Raw genomic sequence first — 18,210 nt, 5'->3', positions numbered from 1 at the left:
GGTCTGTGCTGTGTGCTAAAGCTGGTGCCGTCATAGTTCTACTATTTCATTAGCCGGATGTGAAGCAGAGAAAAAGGCATCCCGCTACGGGATGCCTTTTCGTCTTATGTTCGTCTTGTGGGCGATACTGGGTTCGAACCAGTGACCTCTTCCGTGTCAGGGAAGCGCGCTACCACTGCGCCAATCGCCCGTGTTATTACTCTTTAACCAACACATGAATAGAGTTCTATAATCTAGGACCCTAAAAATGCCGGACCATAAAAAATGTCGGAATCGCTTAGATTCCGACAACTTCATGACCTCTACCGAGCGGATGACGAGATTCGAACTCGCGACCCTCACCTTGGCAAGGTGATGCTCTACCACTGAGCCACATCCGCAAGTTACCGCCAAAAAAGGCTTAATAGTCAACTATTTTTTTCATCGTTGCGTGGGCGATACTGGGTTCGAACCAGTGACCTCTTCCGTGTCAGGGAAGCGCGCTACCGCTGCGCCAATCGCCCATTGCATTCCACTGTACACAATAACGCTTCGGTGAAATGCCTTGGTTCAGCCAAGAATGGAGGTGGGAACGGGATTCGAACCCGTGTACACGGCTTTGCAGGCCGTTGCCTCGCCTCTCGGCCACCCCACCGTGAATACTCAACGGTTTCCTGCGAGTGGTCGACGAGATTCGAACTCGCGACATCCACCTTGGCAAGGTGGTGCTCTACCAGCTGAGCTACGACCACTTGAGCTACATTTCCTATCCGTTTGCGTCTCCGCTTCGGTAGTTCGTGTTGCTGCGGTGAAAACATTACCGGAGCCTTTTACTAAATGCCAAATCGAGTCTCAATTCAAGCTGGCACCATCCCGGCTTTACCGCCCGGAGCCCAGCAAAGACAAGGGATTTTACGCATCTTAGAAAACTACAACAATGTCATTTCAACCCGTCCACAGCCCCCAAACAGGCCATTAGCGCCCCATTTATGGCTTCGCGACATTTGTGATCATCGTCACATCTATAGTGCCTCCGCGGAGATCCTTGATGATCGTTGACACTCGCCGAGCGTGCGACTAGCCAACCCCATGCGTCCTCCAATCGATTATGAGCATCAGAGAGTTTGAGCTATTCTGTTGAACGCAACGAATCAAAGCTAGCGCTCATGCGGTAGGAATACCGCTAGGCGAAGAGCTAGATTTGGGCGATTGGCGCAGTGGTAGCGCGCTTCGTTCACACCGAAGAGGTCACTGGTTCGAACCCAGTATCGCCCACACACGAGAGGGTCCCGCAACTGTGAACCACAGCTGCGGGACCTTCTTATTTTTTGTTCCGCGCCTCGCCTCAGTGGGCCAGTTTTAGGCCCACTATGCAAGAAACCAAGCCCAACAAGAGTAAAATCTTCAGCCCCGTCACAGATTCGGTCCCCGTGGCCATTGCGTAGACAACCGTCAAGGTGGCGCCAATACCCACCCACACGGCATATGAGGTACCTGTTGGCAGTGTGCGCATGGCCCAGGCAAGACCGGCCATGCTAGCAAGCAGGGCAGCGCCAAACACGAAGGTGGGGCCAAATTTACTAAGCCCCTCACTTTTTCCCAACGCCGTGGCCCATACGGCCTCCAACATCCCGGAAACTATCAACACAATCCACGCCATGGCGAACTCTCCTTAGGCGCCGTCTTGTCGCTGGCCGGGTACGGCGCACCTCGTCCGGGTGCCTGGGGGCTCCCCCAATGGTGACACACCCAAAGCACGCCAACCTTAAATCCAAGATCTGTTGGGCGCACTAACACTTCTAAACCAGGGAACGCATTGACTTCGGTAGGCGCAGCAGTAGGATAAATGGACTTGGGGCGCCAATGGCCCCACGAGCGAAGGGAGGTGCCTGTTGTCTATTTTTGACGATATCAAGGGCAAAGCGGAGGATCTCGTTAGTGGCAACGAAGACAAGATCAAGGACGGCGTAGAGAAGGCTGGCGATTTCATCGACAGCAAGACCGATGCCAAGTTCAAGGATCAGGTCGATGGAGTCCAGAAGGCAGCTTCTGACTTCCTCGATCGCACTGCTAAGTAGTTCCCAACCTTCGCCCGTGATTTAGGCGTCAAGAAAAGGCACCGATCCCGTCGAGAGACGGTATCGGTGCCTTTTTCGCGTTGACTCAACCAATTTACCCGGTCAATTTACTCAGGCAATTTACTCAGTCGTTTTGCCAAGTCACGTGACCCAGCCGTGGGTTCAACCATGGGTTCAGCGATTGGTCAGCCGGTGATTGACTCAGTCACTGGCACAGCAGGTGCCGCACCGGTGACCGGAGCTGCCTGCGGCGTCTTGCCCTGCGGCGTCTCCTCCTGCGCTTCTCTGGCCAATGCCATCAGGCGAGAAACCGCGCGGAAGTACTTCTTTTGGTAACCACCAGCCATCATCTCCGAGGTGAATAGAGCGTCTAGGGCGACGCCGCTACCAAGGATCGGCACGTCCCTGTCATAGAGTCTGTCCGCCAAAACGACGAAACGTAGCGCAACCGCCTGCTCGGTGATGGTGTGTACATTGCGCCAGACCACGGCGTCGATTCCTTCCAACATTTGGCGGTAGCGGGACGGATGCACCCCGGCAAGATGGGCGATCAGGGTGCCAAAGTCATCCACGGCAACAGTTTTACCGTCAAACTCACGGCGCATCGCGGCATCGAGGTCACTGTTAGCCAACGGCTGCGGAGGCATCGGTAGGCCGCGATGGCGGAAGTCCTCCCCGTCAATGTGCAAGATATCGAATTGTTCGGCAAGTACCTGGATTTCGCGCTGAAAATCTACTGCGGCGAACCGTCCATCTCCCAATGCTCCTGGGAGGGTGTTAGAGGTAGCAGCCAACTTCACACCGGCGTCGGCTAGTTCACGCATCAGCCGGGACATCAGAACCGTGTCTCCTGGATCGTCCAGCTCAAATTCATCGATGCACACGAGTTTGTAGCTACTCAGCGCCTCTACCGTCTTGCGGAAGGAAAGCGCACCGACCAAGTTGGTGTATTCCACAAATGTGCCAATGGCCTTTGGACCCTCCACCTGATGCCACAAAGCGGACAGCAGGTGGGTTTTACCGACGCCGAAACCGCCATCGAGGTAGATACCGGCACGTGGGGTGGCCGCTTTGGACTTCCCACTGAAAAGCTTACGAAGCCCGGATACCGGCTTATCCGCCACATGAGAGCCAAACTCTTGGAGCACTCTGAGTGCTTCCACCTGTGAGGGCTGGGCAGGATCGGGGCGGTAGCTGGCGAAGGAAACTTCCCCAAAACGGGGGGACGGGACAAATCCCTTTAGCAGTTCCTCCACTGACACAGCCGGGCGGCGGGTGGAGAGTTGCTCAACTTGTAACAAGGACTGATCCGTTCATCTGGAAAAAGAAAAATATGCGTCATGGGACTGCGGGGGCTGGTTATAAGAATACCCACGTGGATATTGCCTTACGTTAACCGTGGGAAGTATTCAACGCGAGGAATCGTTACTGTTGAAGGTGAGGACCACACTCCGCTGCACATCTACAGCGTTCATCAAGTCACAGTCCCGCACTAAAAACTTTTCCCGCCTCGCTGGGAAAATGCGAGGACTGCCTACGAAAGGGGCACCATGCCTGTTGCTGTTGAAACGAATGAAAAATTTGCCACCTACGCGCATCCGGAGCGCCTGGTGTCCACACAATGGCTAGCCCAGACACTGGCCAGCGGCGCGGGGAAAGACGGCAGTCTTGTAGTGGTTGAATCCGATGAAGACGTGCTCCTCTATGAGACTGGACACATCCCGGGTGCGGTCAAGATCGATTGGCACATCGATTTGAACGACGACGTCACCCGCGACTACATCGACGGCGCGGCTTTTGCCTTACTCGCCGCCGCCAAGGGAATCTCTCGCGACACCACCGTGGTGGTTTATGGAGACAATTCAAACTGGTGGGCCGCCTACGCTCTGTGGGTTTTCACTTTATTCGGTCATGAAGACGTCAGGCTCCTGGACGGTGGCCGTGAAAAGTGGGCGGCTGAAGGCCGCGAGCTGACGACCGAAGCCACTGCGATCACGCCGGCATCAGAATATCCAGTGGTGGAGCGCAACGACGCTCCGATCCGCGCCTACAAGGATGATGTTCTTGCGCACCTAGGCAAGCCGTTGATTGACGTTCGCTCCACCGAGGAGTACACGGGAGAACGCACGCATATGGCTTCCTACCCACAGGAAGGAACCCTGCGTGGGGGCCATATTCCGACGGCCGCCTCCATCCCGTGGGGCCGCGCCGCGGACTCTGATGGCACGTATCGCAGCCGTGAAGAGCTTGAGGCCCTTTACCTGGGCGAGGCCGGCCTGAAGGCGGGCGACGACGTCGTGGCTTACTGCCGCATCGGAGAGCGTTCCAGCCATACCTGGTTCGCCTTGAAGTACCTTCTGGGCTTTGAAAACGTCCGCAATTATGACGGTTCCTGGACCGAGTGGGGAAACTCTGTGCGTGTCCCGATCGCTAAGGGAATTGAACGCGGAGACGTTCCTTCCATCAACTAATACAGCGCTGTTAGACCTACACGAGAAAAGAAACGTACGCTTTAGGTGATGACTACTTCACAAGCACTACCGCAGGCACTGGCAGAGATCGTGAACGATTTCCAAGAACTCGAAGAGCGTGATCGCTTGACACTCCTTTTGGAGTTCTCCCGATCTCTGCCAGCCCTGCCGGAACGTCTCAGCAACCATCCTGAGCTCCTGGAACAAGTGGTGGAATGTCAGTCACCCTTGTTCCTAACAGTGGAAGCGGAAAAATCCGACCACGGAGATCGCATGCGACTGTTCTTTCAGGCACCCAGAGAAGCACCCACAACACGTGGCTTTGCTTCAGTGCTCTATGAGGGACTCGACGGGCTTTCCGCCGAAGAAATTCTGGCGGTACCGGACGACATGCCAGAACTGCTGGGGCTCACCCGCGCCATTTCCCCTCTTCGTATGCGCGGCATGTCCGCCATGCTCGGTCGGGTTAAACGTAAGATCGCCAACGGGGTCAGTCCGGCCGCTTAAGTGATGGGCCGCGGTCGTGGAGTCAGACTTGGGGAACAAAGTGAAACACTGACCTTTATGGCTAAGAAAAAACTTGCTGGAAGCATCGGAACTCCTGCCACAGTCGCCTTGAGAGCTGCCGGAGTGGTATTCGCCGCCCATGCCTACGCCCACGACCCTTCTGCGCCCAGCTATGGCAAGGAGGCGGCGCAGCTGTTGGGCGTCGATCCACAAAGAGTGTTCAAAACCCTCATGATCGACGTTGACGGCACTTTGATGGTGGCGATCGTGCCCGTCAACGGCACCCTTGACCTCAAAGCAGTGGCCCAAGTCACCGGCCACAAAAAAGCCACCATGGCCGAAGCTGCGCTAGCTCAGCGGCGGACGGGCTACGTTTTGGGGGGAATATCTCCCCTCGGCCAGCGCCAGTCCTCCCCCACGGTCTTGGAGGAATCCGCACTACTCTTTGACACCATTTATGTCTCCGGCGGCCACCGCGGATTCGATGTGGAGCTGGCCCCCACCGACCTCATCGCGATGACGCAAGCAACAACAGCCAAGATAGCCCACCGAGCACAATGAGGCCACGGGCAACTCAGTCGCGCGGTAATCCGTAGCGTCCCAACCGGGGCTGGAGCCAACTTTGAACTGCGCTCTCCCAGCGATCCGGATCGACGTTCCACTCTTTCGTGTGTCTGGCTTTACTGAAAGGCTCAAAAGTAATCATCTCGGGATTGCGTTTGGCCAGTTCGGCGGTGGGCTCGTAGGGAACAAAGTCATCGTCGATGCTGTGCAGAATCAGGGTTGGCGTGCGCAGTTCAACTGCCCGGCTAACCCAATCCATCGTTTTCAGGTTCACCGGCGCCGCTAAGCCGGTGATTCGTCGCCCCAGCTGATGGCTGAGCATGAATTGCCCGTACCGCCCAACGTAGTCCGGGATTCGATTCATCGCGGCTTGGTGTGCCAGCACGTTGACCCAATTGATGACGGGTGCGTCCAGAACCATAGCCAGTACGTGTTTTCGGTTCCGTGCGATGTCGGCGCTTTGGAGACAGATGGCACCTCCCATCGAGAACCCAAAAAGAACCACGTTCTTAGCTCCGCGACTCACGGCAAAGTCAATCGCAGCTTCTACATCTTTCCATTCAGTGATCCCCAGCCCATAGCGACCGTCAGCCGCAGGAGGTGCTTCGCCGTCGTTGCGGTAGGAGATCAACAACGCGTTCATTCCCAAGCGGTGTGCAGCAGGAACGGCTCTTAGCCCTTCGGCCCGTGTGCTGCCACGGCCATGGACCATGATGGCCCACGTATCGATGGCCGAAGGAGCCCGAACCAACCAGGCGGGAGCTGGGCCGTCGGGCAGTGAAAGCGTGACGTCTTCACTTTCCAATCCCATCTCATCCGGATGGGCGTAAACAATGCCAGACCACCAGCCTTGCGTGGCAGTTCGAATGTCCCCACCGTGGACTTCCAGGACTTCCCGGGTGACGCTACCCTCTCTGGGTACGTGCGAAATGATCTGGCCAATAACCGCGTGGGCCAAGCCGCCGTTGAAGTAGATCGCATAGGTGCCCTCGATGATGGTGTCGGCAGTGGACTCCAGGACAACGTGCAGAGCCGGACCGTGCGGGATCACCGCCAGAATGGAGACGTCATCGACGCGGGACTTTTCCGGGGTTACCACTTTGCGGGCAAAGTAACCGGCAAGGGCGGATGTTGCCGTGACAACCACCACTGACCCTGCCCCCACGATGCTGGCGCCCAGAATGCCCCATTTGAACCACTTGTTGGATGCTTGCACCGAAGTTCCCATGCTTCCATTGTGCCCAGCCCCAGAGGGACCCGCTCAGCGGCGCACCGGCGTGGGAAGAACTTTCGCAGAGATTTTGCCCACGATATTAGCGGTGCGGTGCGCCTACTGCGTCCACGGACGCCTATGCTGGTGCCATGAGCGAGTCGATCATCATCCTGACCGAAGAACCACTAAGTGCCATCGATGCCGAAAACATCACTGATTTATATGGGCCAGAGGACGACGTCGAGTTAGTCCTGCTGGTCCCGGCTGACACCAAGCGGAACCTCCTGGTGGACGTGATTGATCAGCTGACCATGCTGGACGTTCCCGCTGCGCTGCGCGAGTTCCGGGAACGGCCCTCTGCCGAAGAGGTCCAGGCGGACGCTGCGGACATCCTCAAAGCTTCGCTGACGGTCCTCCTGGCTGCTGGGGCTAAGGCGACCGGTCGCGTGGCCCAAGGCGACGCGGTGGCCTCTTTGGTGGAACAAGTCACCGATTCACAAGCACGTCAGGCAGTGGTTGTTACCCGTCCACATGCTGTGGCAGATACTTTCCGTCAAGACTGGGCGCATCAAGCACAGCGCAAGTTAGGCCTGCCCGTCCTGCACCTTTATTCCGGCTCGGGATTTATTGGCGACTCTTAAGCGTTGTGTGAAGTATGAGCGAATTTGTAGCACCATCAGTTATCAAGTCCGATTCCGAGTGGCGCGCCGAGCTGACGCCTGAGGAATTTGCGGTACTGCGCCAAGCCGGCACCGAAAGGCCGTTCACGGGCGAGTACTGGGATTCTGCCCAAGAAGGCGTGTACGAATGTCGGGCCTGCGGAGCGGAGCTATTCACATCCAAGGAGAAGTTTGCCTCGGACTGTGGATGGCCCTCTTTTTATGCACCTCTCGCGGATGGCACCGTTAGGTACCTGCACGACAACACGCTGGGAATGGAACGGATTGAAGTCCGCTGCACCGCCTGTGATTCCCATTTAGGCCACCTTTTCAAGGGTGAGGGCTATGACACGCCCACGGATGAGCGCTTCTGCGTCAACTCAGTATCCCTCAAGCTTCGCTCGGTCGAGCAACAGTAACCATTTCCTGAACGCCGGTGCCACACCAGCATTGCTAATGCTGGTGCAGCACCGGTTTTTTGCGCTATTAAGCACGAGAATTACTGATGCTCGAGAATATGGATCATAAGTTTTACTGTTCTATTGTTAGGCTCGACATCACAGAAGAGCCCCGAAGTTGCAAAGGATAAATGGCCATGAGCACTACCTTGGAAGACGCCGGCATTTCCGCTGGAATCCACTACTCGGAAATTGCCACCGATCAAACATGGCTGGACCTTAAGCACGCCGCCACAGAGCTGCAGTCGCTGCAGATCAAGGACGGCTCGGTCCCCAATACCGAAGACCATCCCCGCGCAAAGGCACTCATTGAGACGATCACCTCAAGCATCAGCGCGTTGGCTCCGCACTTCCCCCACGACAGCGAATATCTACGTCTATGCGTGGCAGACTTTGGCAAATGGGTCGAAGCTGGCCTAGACGTCCCCGACTTCCTCGATTCACTCCTGGCGTTCAATCCCGCCGAGCACCGTGTTGATGGGCTGGGCCACTTGGTGGTGTTCCCCATGTATACACAAAACGGCTCCACCTCTCGCTTGGTAGAGGCTGTGCTGGCAGAGGTTATCTGGCCGGAATTCATCAGTGAGCTGGAGGCCGGAAGCTATTCCAACAAATTGTTCGTGCCGTTGCGGCTGGTGGATTTCACCCCCGGTTACGATACAAATTCCGCCGTACTATTCCCCGAAAGCGTGGCGGTGCGGGAAACACCAACGTTCACATGGGGCGCCATTTTTCAGGACCGTGAAGCCGCGCGCTACCGTCGCGTGGTCCGGGCGGCCGCCGATGTCACCCGGCTGGAACTGCCAGCTGACGCCGCAGCGCTGCTGGAAGATCAGGGGCTGGCCGAAGAGACGTTCGTCATGTGGGATTTGATTCATGATCGGACCCACATGCGTGGAGACTTGCCGTTCGATCCGTTCATGATCAAGCAACGCATGCCCTTTTTCCTCTACTCCCTTGAGGAATTACGCTGTGATTTGACCGCCTACCGCGAGTCGGTCGCCGTCGAACATGACGAAAAGGCCTCCCCCGAGGCCCGCAAGCACGCAAAACTTGTTCAATATGCTGTGATCTTTGACCGGATTTTCCGTTTTGCCATCACCGGTAGTCGCGTGCGCAACTACGACGGTCTGGGCGGTCAGCTGCTCTTTGCCTGGCTACACCAGCACCACGTGCTGCACTGGACCGACACGAAACTCACAATTGACTGGGAGAACGTCCCGGACGTCGTGATCAGCTTGGGCCATGAGATCGAGGATTTGTACTGGCGCTCGATCGACCGTCCGAAGCTATCCCATTGGTTGGCCGCGTACGAACTTGTCTCCGCGACAGTCACGCCGAATCCCGCATCGACCTGGGCCAAGGGCCCCGATGCCCTGCCGCTGACCTCTCCGTTGCGCGAGATGACTAACCAGGTGATGGACGACGAATTCCCACTGTCTATGTTCTACGAGGCACTATCCAAGAAGATGGCTGGCGTCATCGAGTCCACCTCAGGTATCACCGGTTCCAGCGAAGCGTAAGTAGGTAGTGTTGCAAGCATGGCTATAACTAACGCTTTTGAACAGAGTCATCCCCCTTTGGTTGTGATCGCCGGCGGCAGCAGTGCCGCCGGCGTGGCCGTTGCTCAGGCATTGGTGAGTGCCGGCTTCCGTGTGGCAACTGTTGGCTCCGATGCCGGACGCATCAAAGCGGCCGCTGACCAAACGGGCGGCGCACTGCCATTCACCTGTGATTTGGCCGATCCAGAATCCGTTGCCTCTCTAGCGGAACAGATCCACCATGACCACGGCACCGTTGACGGGCTCATCCATCTAGTAGGCGGTTGGCGCGGAGGCAAGGGTCTCGCTGCCCAGACTGACGCGGACTGGGACTTTTTGCACCACTCCGTCCTGACTACGCTGCGCAACACCACCCGCACGTTTTATGCGGACATCGCAGCGTCCCCCGTCGGCCGCATCGCCATCGTTTCCTCAACCTCAGTCACCGCCCCAACACTTGGGAACGCAAACTACGCTGCTATCAAGGCCGCCGCTGAGACGTGGGTTCAGGCCCTGGCTTCCGGACTTGCCGGTGAAACGACCGAAAACACAGCAGCCGCCGTCGTCCTGGTGGTCAAGGCACTGGTGGACGATGCCATGCGAGCCAAGGCACCGGAAAGAAAGTTCCCCGGCTTCACCGACGTGGCAGTCATGGGGCAAACTGTTGTTGGGCTCTTTTCCACTCCGGCGGCGCAGCTCAATGGCGACCGCATCGTACTCAACTAGAAGGTTTGCAGTGACCACTGACACCATTTCTTCGCGCTCCCGCCTCCACGATCCGGCTCTGCGCAGCTTCGCCTCCGATAATTACTCCGGAGTACACCCAGAGGTTCTGGCCGCACTGGCCGATGCCAATGAGGGACATCAGATCGCCTACGGCGAAGATGTCTATACGGCCGCTTTGCAGGAAGCCATGAGCAAACTCTTCGGTAAGAACGTTGAGGTCTTCCCCGTATTCAATGGCACCGGAGCAAACGTCACAGCACTCCAATCTCTGTTGCCGCGCTGGGGCGCAGTGGTCTGCGCCGCTACCGCTCACATCAATTGTGATGAAAACGGGGCCCCGGAGCGTGTGGGTGGAATGAAGCTTCTCTCGGTACCCACCGAAGACGGCAAGCTCACCCCGGCACTGATCGACAAGGAGGCCTGGGGCTTTGGCGACGAGCACCGCGCACAGCCCCTGGCCGTCTCCATAACGCAGACCACAGAACTCGGGACGTGTTACACCCCGGCAGAGGTTAAAGCCATCTGCGAGCATGCTCACGCTTTGGGCATGAAGGTCCATATGGATGGCGCCCGGTTGGCGAACGCCGCAGCATTTCTTGGCGTACCTGTGCGCGAGTTCACTTCCGACGCCGGGGTGGACATCCTTTCCTTTGGTGGCACTAAAAACGGGATTCTGTTCGGCGAGGTGATCGTTGCCCTCAATCCATCAGCCGCTGACGGCCTGATCTACTTGCGCAAAATGAACATGCAACTCTCGTCCAAGATGCGCTTCATCTCAGCCCAAATGCTGGCCCTGCTCCAAGACGAACTGTGGTTGAAGTCCGCCCGGCACTCCAACGCCAAGGCCGCAAGACTTCGTGCGGCAGTGGAACAGATTCCACAGGTGCGCCTCACTCAAGCTACCGAGTCCAACGGCGTCTTCGCCGTTCTCCCCGAGGGCTTGGCCGAGCGCCTGCGCACGCAGTTCCGCTTCTATGATTGGGACGAAGCCGCTCGCGAAGTGCGCTGGATGTGCTCCTTTGACACGACGGAGGCTGACATCGACGCGTTTGTTGCTGCCATCCGTGCTGAGACGGCATAGCGCCCGTTTCCGAGTTGTGTGCGCGGGTTTACGGCGCGCCTGCGCTGTAAGCCCGCACACACACAATAGCCTGCGAAGGTGAGCCAACAATCCCAGCTCCCTTCCGACTTTGCGCACGCGCTGCAGTCACTGCGAGCTGCCCGCAATAGAAGTGAACTCAGCCTCGAGGAGATCCCAGCCCCCACGAGGCTGGCGCCGTTCGGGGTAGCTCTTGGTGCCGAAGTTGTTGTCGATGGCGAGGAGCTTGCCACTGGCCGCTTTATCTTGTTACATGACCCGGACGGGTCCCCCGTGTGGGACGGTACGTTTCGGATGGTGACTTATATCCGCGCACAGTTAGAACCGGACATCGGCAATGATGCCTTGTTAGGAAATGTTGCCTGGGCGTGGCTGGTGGAGGCCTTAGAAGAACATGATGCCCAGTACCGTAACGCCGGAGGCACTGCCACACGCATTCTCTCCGAAAGTTACGGGACGCTGGCGGCTCGGGCCGACGTCGTCGACATTGAATTGCGTGCCTCTTGGACGCCGGTCGGACCTTCTGTGCAGTCCCATCTTGAGGCATGGGCGCAGATGGTGTGCACCTTTGCGGGGCTTCCGCCCGTGCCCGACGGCGTCACCTTACTTCCCCAGCGCAGAAGGCGTTAGACGCCTGCGCTGTGCCAGTCGCTAGAATGAAAGCACCATGACAGAACCTTCTCCTACCGTCCCCAGGCTCACGCGGGCCAGGAAAACAACCGCTTTGAACCCTGTGCCCGCACAAACCGGCCCGCCATCGCCGTCGGCCGCGTCCAAGACAGCGCCGCAGTCCACAGAGGCCCAGGAGATCACTGAAGCCCCACTGACCTCTGTGCTGATTGACGGCGTACGCGTGGATTTGGCCCAACTTCCGCCGCTGGTGGACCTGGACACTCCCCGTGACGGAATCCCGGAAGTCGTCACCACCGAACCGGCACTTAAGCGATGTGCTGCAGCATTGGCCGCTGGGCACGGTCCGGCAGGGGTCGATACCGAACGGGCTTCGGGCTTCCGCTACGGGCAACGGGCAATGTTGGTGCAAATTCGTCGCGACGGCGCCGGTACGTGGCTAATTGATCCCGAAGCGTTCCCGGATCTGAAGATCATCGATCAGGCACTGCGCGGGGTGGAATGGATTCTCCATGCAGCCAGTCAGGACCTCCCCTGTTTGGCCGGTGTCGGCATGTGGCCGGACAAGCTCTTTGACACGGAACTGGCAGCGCGAATTGCTGGGCTGCCGCGAGTGGGGTTAGGCGCCGTCGTCGAATCCCTGTTGGGCTATCACCTGGCCAAGGAACACTCCGCTGCGGACTGGTCTACGCGGCCGCTCCCGGAACCTTGGCTGCGCTATGCTGCTCTGGACGTGGAGGTCTTAGCTGAACTGGAGGAGGAGCTCACGGCGCTCCTGGCAGCGAGTGGCAAGTTGAAATATGCCGCCGAAGAATTTCAACACCTCATCGACGCTGGCGTCCCGGCTCCGCGCGTTGACCCATGGCGGCGCACGCACGGGTCCCATAGCATTCGCAACCGCGTCCAGCTCGGGGCTGTCCGGGAGCTTTGGTATACACGTGAAAAATTGGCCGAGTCCCGTGACATCGCTCCCAGTCGACTGATTCCGGACTCAGCGATCGTTGCAGCCGCCAAGGCAATGCCCACCACAGTTCCAGCGCTACTGGGGCTTTCAGGCTTCCACGGACGGGCCGCCAAGCGTGACGCCCCCAAGTGGCTCCATGCTCTGCAAACGGCAAAAAACGCAAGCGATCTTCCGCCTTTGCAGCTTTCCACCAACGCTCCGCCTCCTCCGCGCGTATGGGCCGAGAGGGACGCCGATGCAGCGGCCAGATTCGCTACTGCGCGGCCGCGAATGAACGCGTTGGCGCAGGAAATGGACATCCCGGCGGAAAATATTCTGACTCCGGACTATCTGCGGCGGGTGTGCTGGAGACCGCCGTCGTCCATCACCGTGGAAAATGTCGCTGACGCACTGACTGTCCTGGGAGCTCGCGCCTGGCAAGTTGAGCTTGCCGCGCCTCTACTCACCGAGGCCATGGCACATCCGGACCCGCTGCCAGCCAAGGAGCACGCGCACAGCGACTGACAACTTGTGCCAGCGCCACCCGCAGGCGGTTGAAGTCTAAGTTACCGCCGAGTAACATGATATGTGACACAGTCGCCTGGCCTACTTCCATGCCGGGCAGTACACCCATGTCTTTCGTTATGAGGAGTTACAAGGTGAGCCAAAACAGGCAGATCAGGGACGTCGTGTTTGTTGACGGCGTCCGCACCCCCTTCGGGCGAGCCGGGGAAAAAGGCATCTATGCCTCCACCCGCGCCGACGATCTTGTGGTCAAATGCATCCGCGAACTCATGCGCCGCAACCCGTCCCTACCGGCAGAGCGCATTGACGATGTCGCGATCGCAGCGACCACCCAGACTGGCGATCAAGGAATGACGATCGGGCGAACAGCTGCGCTGCTGGCTGGCCTACCAAAGTCCGTGCCCGGCTTCGCCATTGACCGGATGTGCGCAGGTGCCATGACCGCTGTGACCACCACCGCGTCCGGCATCGGTTTCGGCGCGTACGACGTCGTCATTGCCGGCGGCGTGGAACACATGGGCCACCACCCGATGGGCGCCGGAGCCGATCCGAACCCCCGCTTCATGTCTGAGCGCCTGGTGGATCCTGCCGCGTTGAACATGGGTAATACGGCCGAAAATTTGCACGACCGCTTCCCCGCAATTACAAAGGCCCGCACGGACGCTTATGCCGTGTCCAGCCAAGAGAAATTCGCTGCCGCCAGCGCCAACGGACAGATCCAGCCAGACATGGTGCCAGTGGCAACTCTCAAGTCGGAGCAAGGCTGGAATGTGAACACCGTGGACGAGCCGCCGCGTCCAGGGACCACCATGGCTGATCTGGCAGCGCTGCGCACACCCTTCCGCGCCCACGGCCGCGTCAGCGCTGGCAATGCCGCTGGACTCAATGACGGTGCGACGGCGGCAATCCTCGCTTCCGCCGAAGCAGCAGAAGAACTTGGTCTTAGCGTAAAGATGCGCCTAGTCCAGTACGCTTTTGCCGGGGTTTCTCCGGAGGTTATGGGAATTGGACCCGTTCCGGCCACCGAAAAGGCCCTAAAACTGGCGGGACTCACCATTGAGGACATTGGGCTGTTTGAAATCAATGAAGCCTTCGCCGTGCAGGTACTCTCCTTCCTTGACCACTTTGGCATCGCGGACAATGACCCCCGCGTCAACCGTTATGGTGGTGCCATCGCCGTGGGCCACCCACTGGCATCTTCGGGGGTTCGCCTCATGAATCAGCTGGCGCGCCAGTTCCAGGAAGACCCTTCCGTTCGCTACGGCATCACCACCATGTGCATTGGTTTGGGCATGGGAGGCACCGTCATCTGGGAAAATCCGCACTACATCCCCAACAGCTCCCTACCTTCGCAAGCTCGGCCAGGGAACCCTGCTGCCGTGGCCCCTACTAACACCGATGGGAGCGCAGCATGAGCGCCCAGGATTTCAATAAACTAGCGATCCTCTTCCCCGACGAGGTAGTGACGCACTCGTATGTTGTGGACATCGCGCTTCCCAGTGTGGACGGCGCCCCCAGCGGCGGTACCTTTGCCCTAATCACATTGGACAATGGATTAGACCACAGGCGCCCTTCCACTCTGGGGCCCAATACGCTCATTGAATTCGGTACGGTACTTCAAGCCCAGCGTGAGCGCGCAGGCCGGGGCGAAATCGCTGGCGTCGGAGTGACTGGAAAGCCATTCTTTTTAGCCGCTGGCGCCGATTTGTCAGCCGTGAAGAGCCTCAAGGACCGCGAGGCCGGACTGTGGATGGCCCAGTTGGGCCACGATGTCTACTCGACACTAAATGATCTGGGCGTTCCCAGCTTTGTGTTCATCAACGGCCTGGCACTTGGTGGAGGGCTGGAAATCGCTCTTAACGCGAACTATCGCACGGTCTCCACGGGCGCCGGAGCGTTGGGCCTGCCAGAGTCCTTCCTTGGTTTGGTACCAGGCTGGGGTGGCGTGTACCTGCTCCCCCGGTTGATCGGCCCGGCCAATGCCGTTCAGGTCATGATTGAAAACCCACTTTCCAATAACCGCACACTCAGCGGTGCGGCTGCCTACAAGCTAGGCATTGCCGACGCCTTGTTTGAGCCAGCCGACTTCGTAGAGCAGTCCCTGACGTGGGCCGCCCGCGTGCTGGCCGGCACCGAATCACCGGCCCGAAACAACGCGGTCTCCGAACCGCTCAGCGAGGAAGACAGCGCGGCCTGGGACGCCGCCGTCGTACGTGCCAAGAAATTTGTTGAAGCTAAAACCTCCAACGCCTCCCCCGCCCCGGCGCGCGTCATTGAGCTGTTGGAAAAGGGCAAGCATTACACCAAGGCAGAATCTTTCGCTGCAGAGGATGCGGCTCTGGCGGACCTGATGCAGACGCCGCAATTCCGCGACACCGTTTACGCGTTCTTGGATCTGGTGCAAAAGCGCGGCAAGCACCCCGCAGGTGCCCCCGATGCCAAACTTGCTCGGCCAGTGACCAAGGTTGGCGTGGTGGGAGCCGGGCTCATGGCTGGTCAATTTGCCCTGCTATTTGCCCGCCAGCTGGAGGTCCCAGTCGTCATGACGGACATTGATCAGGCGCGCGTAGACAAGGGTGTTGGCTACGTTCACGGCGAGGTGGATAAGCTGCTCGCAAAGGGTCGCTTGAGCCAAGACGCGGCTAACCGCACCAAGGCTCTGGTGTCAGGTTCGGTTTCCAAGGAAGCGTTTGCCGACGCTGACTTCGTCATCGAAGCCGTGTTTGAAGAACTTACCGTCAAGAAGGCGGTGTTCGCCGAAGTGGAAGCAATAGTCTCGCCCGAGTGCATCCTCGCCACCAACACCTCCTCCTTGTCCGTGACCGCCATGGCCGAGGACCTTATCCACCCCGAACGTGTGGTCGGTTTCCACTTCTTCAATCCCGTAGCCGTCATGCCGCTGTTGGAGATTGTGCGTGCTCCGAAAACTGACGACGCTGTACTCGCTACAGCGTTCGCCACAGCTAAGGCACTGCGCAAAACGGCGGTTTTGGTCAAGGACGCCGCAGCATTTGTGGTGAATCGTGTTCTCCTGCGTCTGATGGCTGAGGTCTCCAACGCGTTTGACGAGGGCACTGACGCCCACGTCGCAGATAACGCGCTGCGTCCCATGGGTCTGCCGATGACGCCGTTCACTTTGTTGGCCATGGTGGGACTGCCGGTGGCCCAGCACGTGACCGAATCCATGCATGCAGCCTTTGGCGACAGGATTGCGGTTTCTGGCAATATTCAGGCACTGATCGACGCCGGGAAGAAGAGTCTGTGGGTGACTGCGGAGGACGGTTCAGTGTCCATCCCGGAAGACACCCTGGCATTGTTGACCTTTGGTAACACTCCCTCCACATCGGAGGAATTGCTGCTCAAGACCCAAGATGCCCTCGCCGAAGAAATCGGTCTCATGCTTGAAGAGGGCGTCGTTGCCGGGCCAGAGGACATCGACTTGTGCATGATCCTTGGAGCTGGCTGGCCCATGCACTTGGGCGGAATCACCCCGTACTTGGATCGGGTTGGCGCTTCAGAGCGGGTCAATGGGAAGAAGTTCCACACAGCGTAGCTGCTAGTTTTTCTCACCAAGCACCACGATCGATACGACACGACGCCGGCCGCGCACTTTGGGCGCGACCGGCGTCGTGCCGTTTGGGGGTTTCCTCCAGCTAGAACTGAAAGAATGGGCCTATGAGTGCTGAATCAACACTGAGCCGCCGTTTGCTCCTCACGTCCACCACCGCTGCTACCGGAGGTGTCTGCGCCTTAGCACTGGCAGGTTGCGCACCATCCGGGACCTCCGGTTCATCATCGGCGACTTCGCCGCTTGCTATTCCTACGACAGGAACTCCCACCCGAGTCGGGAAGCTGGCTGACGTTCCGGTCGGGACAACTGCCACCGGTACAGCCGGGAGCCAGAATATTGTTATATTCCGTGCTTCGGAGACCGAGGTAGTTGCCTACACCGATATTTGTACCCATGCCGGATGCCAAATCGCGCCCAGCGGAACCAACTTCAAATGTCCCTGCCACGGTTCAGTGTTCAAGGGTGCTGACGGCACAGTGGTGACAGGTCCGGCAAAGAAGGCGCTGCCCAGATTCGCTGCGGCCATTGACGGTGACTGGATCACGGTCAGTGTCTGAGTTCTTGATTGGTTCTGCTTCTTCTACTCAACACCTTTCCGTTCCGGAAGCAGACGGGTGTGCGTTGAGCAGTACCGTATCCATTCGGCTGCTCACCACAGCCGACGCATTGGCAGTTGCAACAGCTAGTGCCCGCAATAAGGCGTTTCTCCAACCGTGGGAGCCGATCCGCCCGGATTCCTTCTACACTCTCGCAGGCCAAGAGGTTCTCCTTGCTGACTCTGTTGCCTTGCAACACGAACGGCGCAGTCTCTTCTGGATCTTGTTCCATGACGGTGCTGCGGTAGGGCGGATCTCGCTCACAGATATTGTCAGAGGAGCCTTTAGTAACGGTCATCTGGGCTATTGGGTTGCTGAGGACCATCAGGGACAGGGCCTAGCGACAGCCGCTGTTAGGTTCGTCTGCAACTACGCTTTGGAGGAACTCGGCCTACACCGATTGCAGGCAGGGACTCTGATCCACAATGTCGGCTCTCAGAAGGTTCTGACCCGCTGTGGCTTCACCTCAATTGGAATTGCGGAAAAGTACATCAGAATCAATGGATGGTGGCAAGACCACCAGCTCTTCCAAAGAATCCTCAGCCCAGAAGACTGAGAATCTTCGCGACGTAGCAACGCCGGCGTGTGGTATTCAGGCGAGTTGCATTCAGGCGTGTTGTTTGGGTGCGTCGTTTGGACTAGCCGAGTTC

17 protein-coding genes, 6 tRNA genes, 1 pseudogene and 1 riboswitch are annotated in these 18,210 nt (G+C 58.4%); of the genes and pseudogenes, 16 read left to right on the top strand and 8 right to left on the bottom strand.

The window, feature by feature from the left end; all coding sequences use genetic code 11:
* Positions 1-118: 118 nt before the first annotated feature.
* From LOH53_RS15480 to LOH53_RS15460, 5 genes are all read right to left on the bottom strand, one after another.
* Positions 119-190, bottom strand: a tRNA-Val gene (locus LOH53_RS15480).
* A 118-nt stretch (positions 191-308) separates the two neighbouring features.
* Positions 309-380, bottom strand: a tRNA-Gly gene (locus tag LOH53_RS15475).
* A gap of 51 nt (positions 381-431) precedes the next feature.
* Positions 432-503, bottom strand: a tRNA-Val gene (locus LOH53_RS15470).
* A 57-nt stretch (positions 504-560) separates the two neighbouring features.
* A tRNA-Cys gene (locus LOH53_RS15465) sits at positions 561-634 on the bottom strand.
* 24 nt (positions 635-658) lie between these two features.
* Positions 659-731, bottom strand: a tRNA-Gly gene (locus LOH53_RS15460).
* Between the two features lie 451 nt (positions 732-1,182).
* Here LOH53_RS15460 and LOH53_RS15455 point away from each other — a divergent pair.
* Positions 1,183-1,254 (top strand) — tRNA-Val (locus LOH53_RS15455).
* Positions 1,255-1,324: 70 nt separating this feature from the next.
* On the opposite strand, the gene LOH53_RS15450 is transcribed toward LOH53_RS15455, so the two are convergent.
* Positions 1,325-1,639, bottom strand: a complete 315-nt coding sequence (locus tag LOH53_RS15450) for a DMT family transporter (protein ID WP_230068660.1) — start codon at positions 1,637-1,639, stop codon at positions 1,325-1,327.
* Positions 1,640-1,652: 13 nt separating this feature from the next.
* A riboswitch (guanidine-III (ykkC-III) riboswitch) is annotated at positions 1,653-1,714 on the bottom strand.
* 157 nt (positions 1,715-1,871) lie between these two features.
* Here LOH53_RS15450 and LOH53_RS15445 point away from each other — a divergent pair.
* Positions 1,872-2,057, top strand: a complete 186-nt coding sequence (locus LOH53_RS15445; protein WP_230068659.1) for an antitoxin — start codon at positions 1,872-1,874, stop codon at positions 2,055-2,057.
* Between the two features lie 263 nt (positions 2,058-2,320).
* Here LOH53_RS15445 and zapE read toward each other — a convergent pair.
* A pseudogene (gene zapE, locus LOH53_RS15440) lies at positions 2,321-3,358 on the bottom strand (cell division protein ZapE); the annotation flags it as partial.
* A gap of 249 nt (positions 3,359-3,607) precedes the next feature.
* On the opposite strand from zapE, the gene LOH53_RS15435 reads away from it, so the two are divergent.
* From LOH53_RS15435 to ybaK, 3 genes are read left to right on the top strand one after another with little or no spacing between them, the layout of a single operon-like run.
* Positions 3,608-4,528, top strand: a complete 921-nt coding sequence (locus LOH53_RS15435) for a sulfurtransferase (RefSeq protein ID WP_230068657.1) — start codon at positions 3,608-3,610, stop codon at positions 4,526-4,528.
* 48 nt (positions 4,529-4,576) lie between these two features.
* Positions 4,577-5,035: a SufE family protein gene (locus tag LOH53_RS15430; protein ID WP_230068656.1), complete on the top strand. Its 459-nt coding sequence runs from the start codon at positions 4,577-4,579 to the stop codon at positions 5,033-5,035.
* A gap of 57 nt (positions 5,036-5,092) precedes the next feature.
* The gene (gene ybaK, locus LOH53_RS15425) at positions 5,093-5,596 is read left to right on the top strand and encodes a Cys-tRNA(Pro) deacylase (protein ID WP_230068655.1); all 504 of its coding nucleotides are present in this window, start codon (positions 5,093-5,095) and stop codon (positions 5,594-5,596) included.
* A 13-nt stretch (positions 5,597-5,609) separates the two neighbouring features.
* Here the strand turns inward: ybaK and LOH53_RS15420 are convergent, their stop codons facing one another.
* Positions 5,610-6,827, bottom strand: coding sequence for an alpha/beta hydrolase family protein (locus tag LOH53_RS15420; RefSeq protein WP_230068654.1), 1,218 nt, complete (start codon positions 6,825-6,827; stop codon positions 5,610-5,612).
* 134 nt (positions 6,828-6,961) lie between these two features.
* Here LOH53_RS15420 and LOH53_RS15415 point away from each other — a divergent pair, with 134 nt between their 5' ends.
* From LOH53_RS15415 to LOH53_RS15365, 11 genes are all read left to right on the top strand, one after another.
* Complete coding sequence (locus LOH53_RS15415; protein ID WP_230068653.1) at positions 6,962-7,453, top strand: hypothetical protein; 492 nt, start codon at positions 6,962-6,964, stop codon at positions 7,451-7,453.
* Between the two features lie 14 nt (positions 7,454-7,467).
* Positions 7,468-7,890 carry a peptide-methionine (R)-S-oxide reductase MsrB gene (gene msrB / locus LOH53_RS15410; RefSeq protein ID WP_230068652.1) on the top strand — a complete coding sequence of 141 codons (423 nt, stop codon included), beginning with the start codon at positions 7,468-7,470 and terminating at the stop codon, positions 7,888-7,890.
* 176 nt (positions 7,891-8,066) lie between these two features.
* Positions 8,067-9,452 carry a DUF6421 family protein gene (locus LOH53_RS15405; protein ID WP_230068651.1) on the top strand — a complete coding sequence of 462 codons (1,386 nt, stop codon included), beginning with the start codon at positions 8,067-8,069 and terminating at the stop codon, positions 9,450-9,452.
* An 18-nt stretch (positions 9,453-9,470) separates the two neighbouring features.
* On the top strand, positions 9,471-10,196 hold the full coding sequence (locus LOH53_RS15400; RefSeq protein ID WP_230068650.1) for an SDR family NAD(P)-dependent oxidoreductase: 726 nt from the start codon (positions 9,471-9,473) through the stop codon (positions 10,194-10,196).
* Between the two features lie 10 nt (positions 10,197-10,206).
* Positions 10,207-11,277: a threonine aldolase family protein gene (locus LOH53_RS15395; RefSeq protein ID WP_230068649.1), complete on the top strand. Its 1,071-nt coding sequence runs from the start codon at positions 10,207-10,209 to the stop codon at positions 11,275-11,277.
* Positions 11,278-11,355: 78 nt separating this feature from the next.
* Positions 11,356-11,925, top strand: coding sequence for a DUF3000 domain-containing protein (locus LOH53_RS15390; RefSeq protein WP_230068648.1), 570 nt, complete (start codon positions 11,356-11,358; stop codon positions 11,923-11,925).
* A 37-nt stretch (positions 11,926-11,962) separates the two neighbouring features.
* The gene (locus tag LOH53_RS15385; protein WP_230068647.1) at positions 11,963-13,393 is read left to right on the top strand and encodes an HRDC domain-containing protein; all 1,431 of its coding nucleotides are present in this window, start codon (positions 11,963-11,965) and stop codon (positions 13,391-13,393) included.
* A 119-nt stretch (positions 13,394-13,512) separates the two neighbouring features.
* Complete coding sequence (locus LOH53_RS15380; protein WP_230068646.1) at positions 13,513-14,808, top strand: thiolase family protein; 1,296 nt, start codon at positions 13,513-13,515, stop codon at positions 14,806-14,808.
* Positions 14,805-16,946: a 3-hydroxyacyl-CoA dehydrogenase NAD-binding domain-containing protein gene (locus LOH53_RS15375; protein ID WP_230068645.1), complete on the top strand. Its 2,142-nt coding sequence runs from the start codon at positions 14,805-14,807 to the stop codon at positions 16,944-16,946. Before LOH53_RS15380 ends, LOH53_RS15375 begins: the two co-directional genes overlap by 4 nt.
* A gap of 122 nt (positions 16,947-17,068) precedes the next feature.
* On the top strand, positions 17,069-17,521 hold the full coding sequence (locus LOH53_RS15370) for a Rieske (2Fe-2S) protein (RefSeq protein ID WP_230068644.1): 453 nt from the start codon (positions 17,069-17,071) through the stop codon (positions 17,519-17,521).
* Positions 17,514-18,116, top strand: coding sequence for a GNAT family N-acetyltransferase (locus LOH53_RS15365; RefSeq protein WP_230068643.1), 603 nt, complete (start codon positions 17,514-17,516; stop codon positions 18,114-18,116). Before LOH53_RS15370 ends, LOH53_RS15365 begins: the two co-directional genes overlap by 8 nt.
* The last annotated feature ends 94 nt before the right edge of the window (positions 18,117-18,210 follow it).

Origin of the sequence: Arthrobacter cryoconiti (genome assembly GCF_020905375.1) — a bacterium.
In the GTDB taxonomy this organism is placed as follows: domain Bacteria; phylum Actinomycetota; class Actinomycetes; order Actinomycetales; family Micrococcaceae; genus Specibacter; species Specibacter cryoconiti.
Note: the sequence above shows the minus strand (reverse complement) of the source record. Positions and strands in the feature narration are given on the sequence as shown.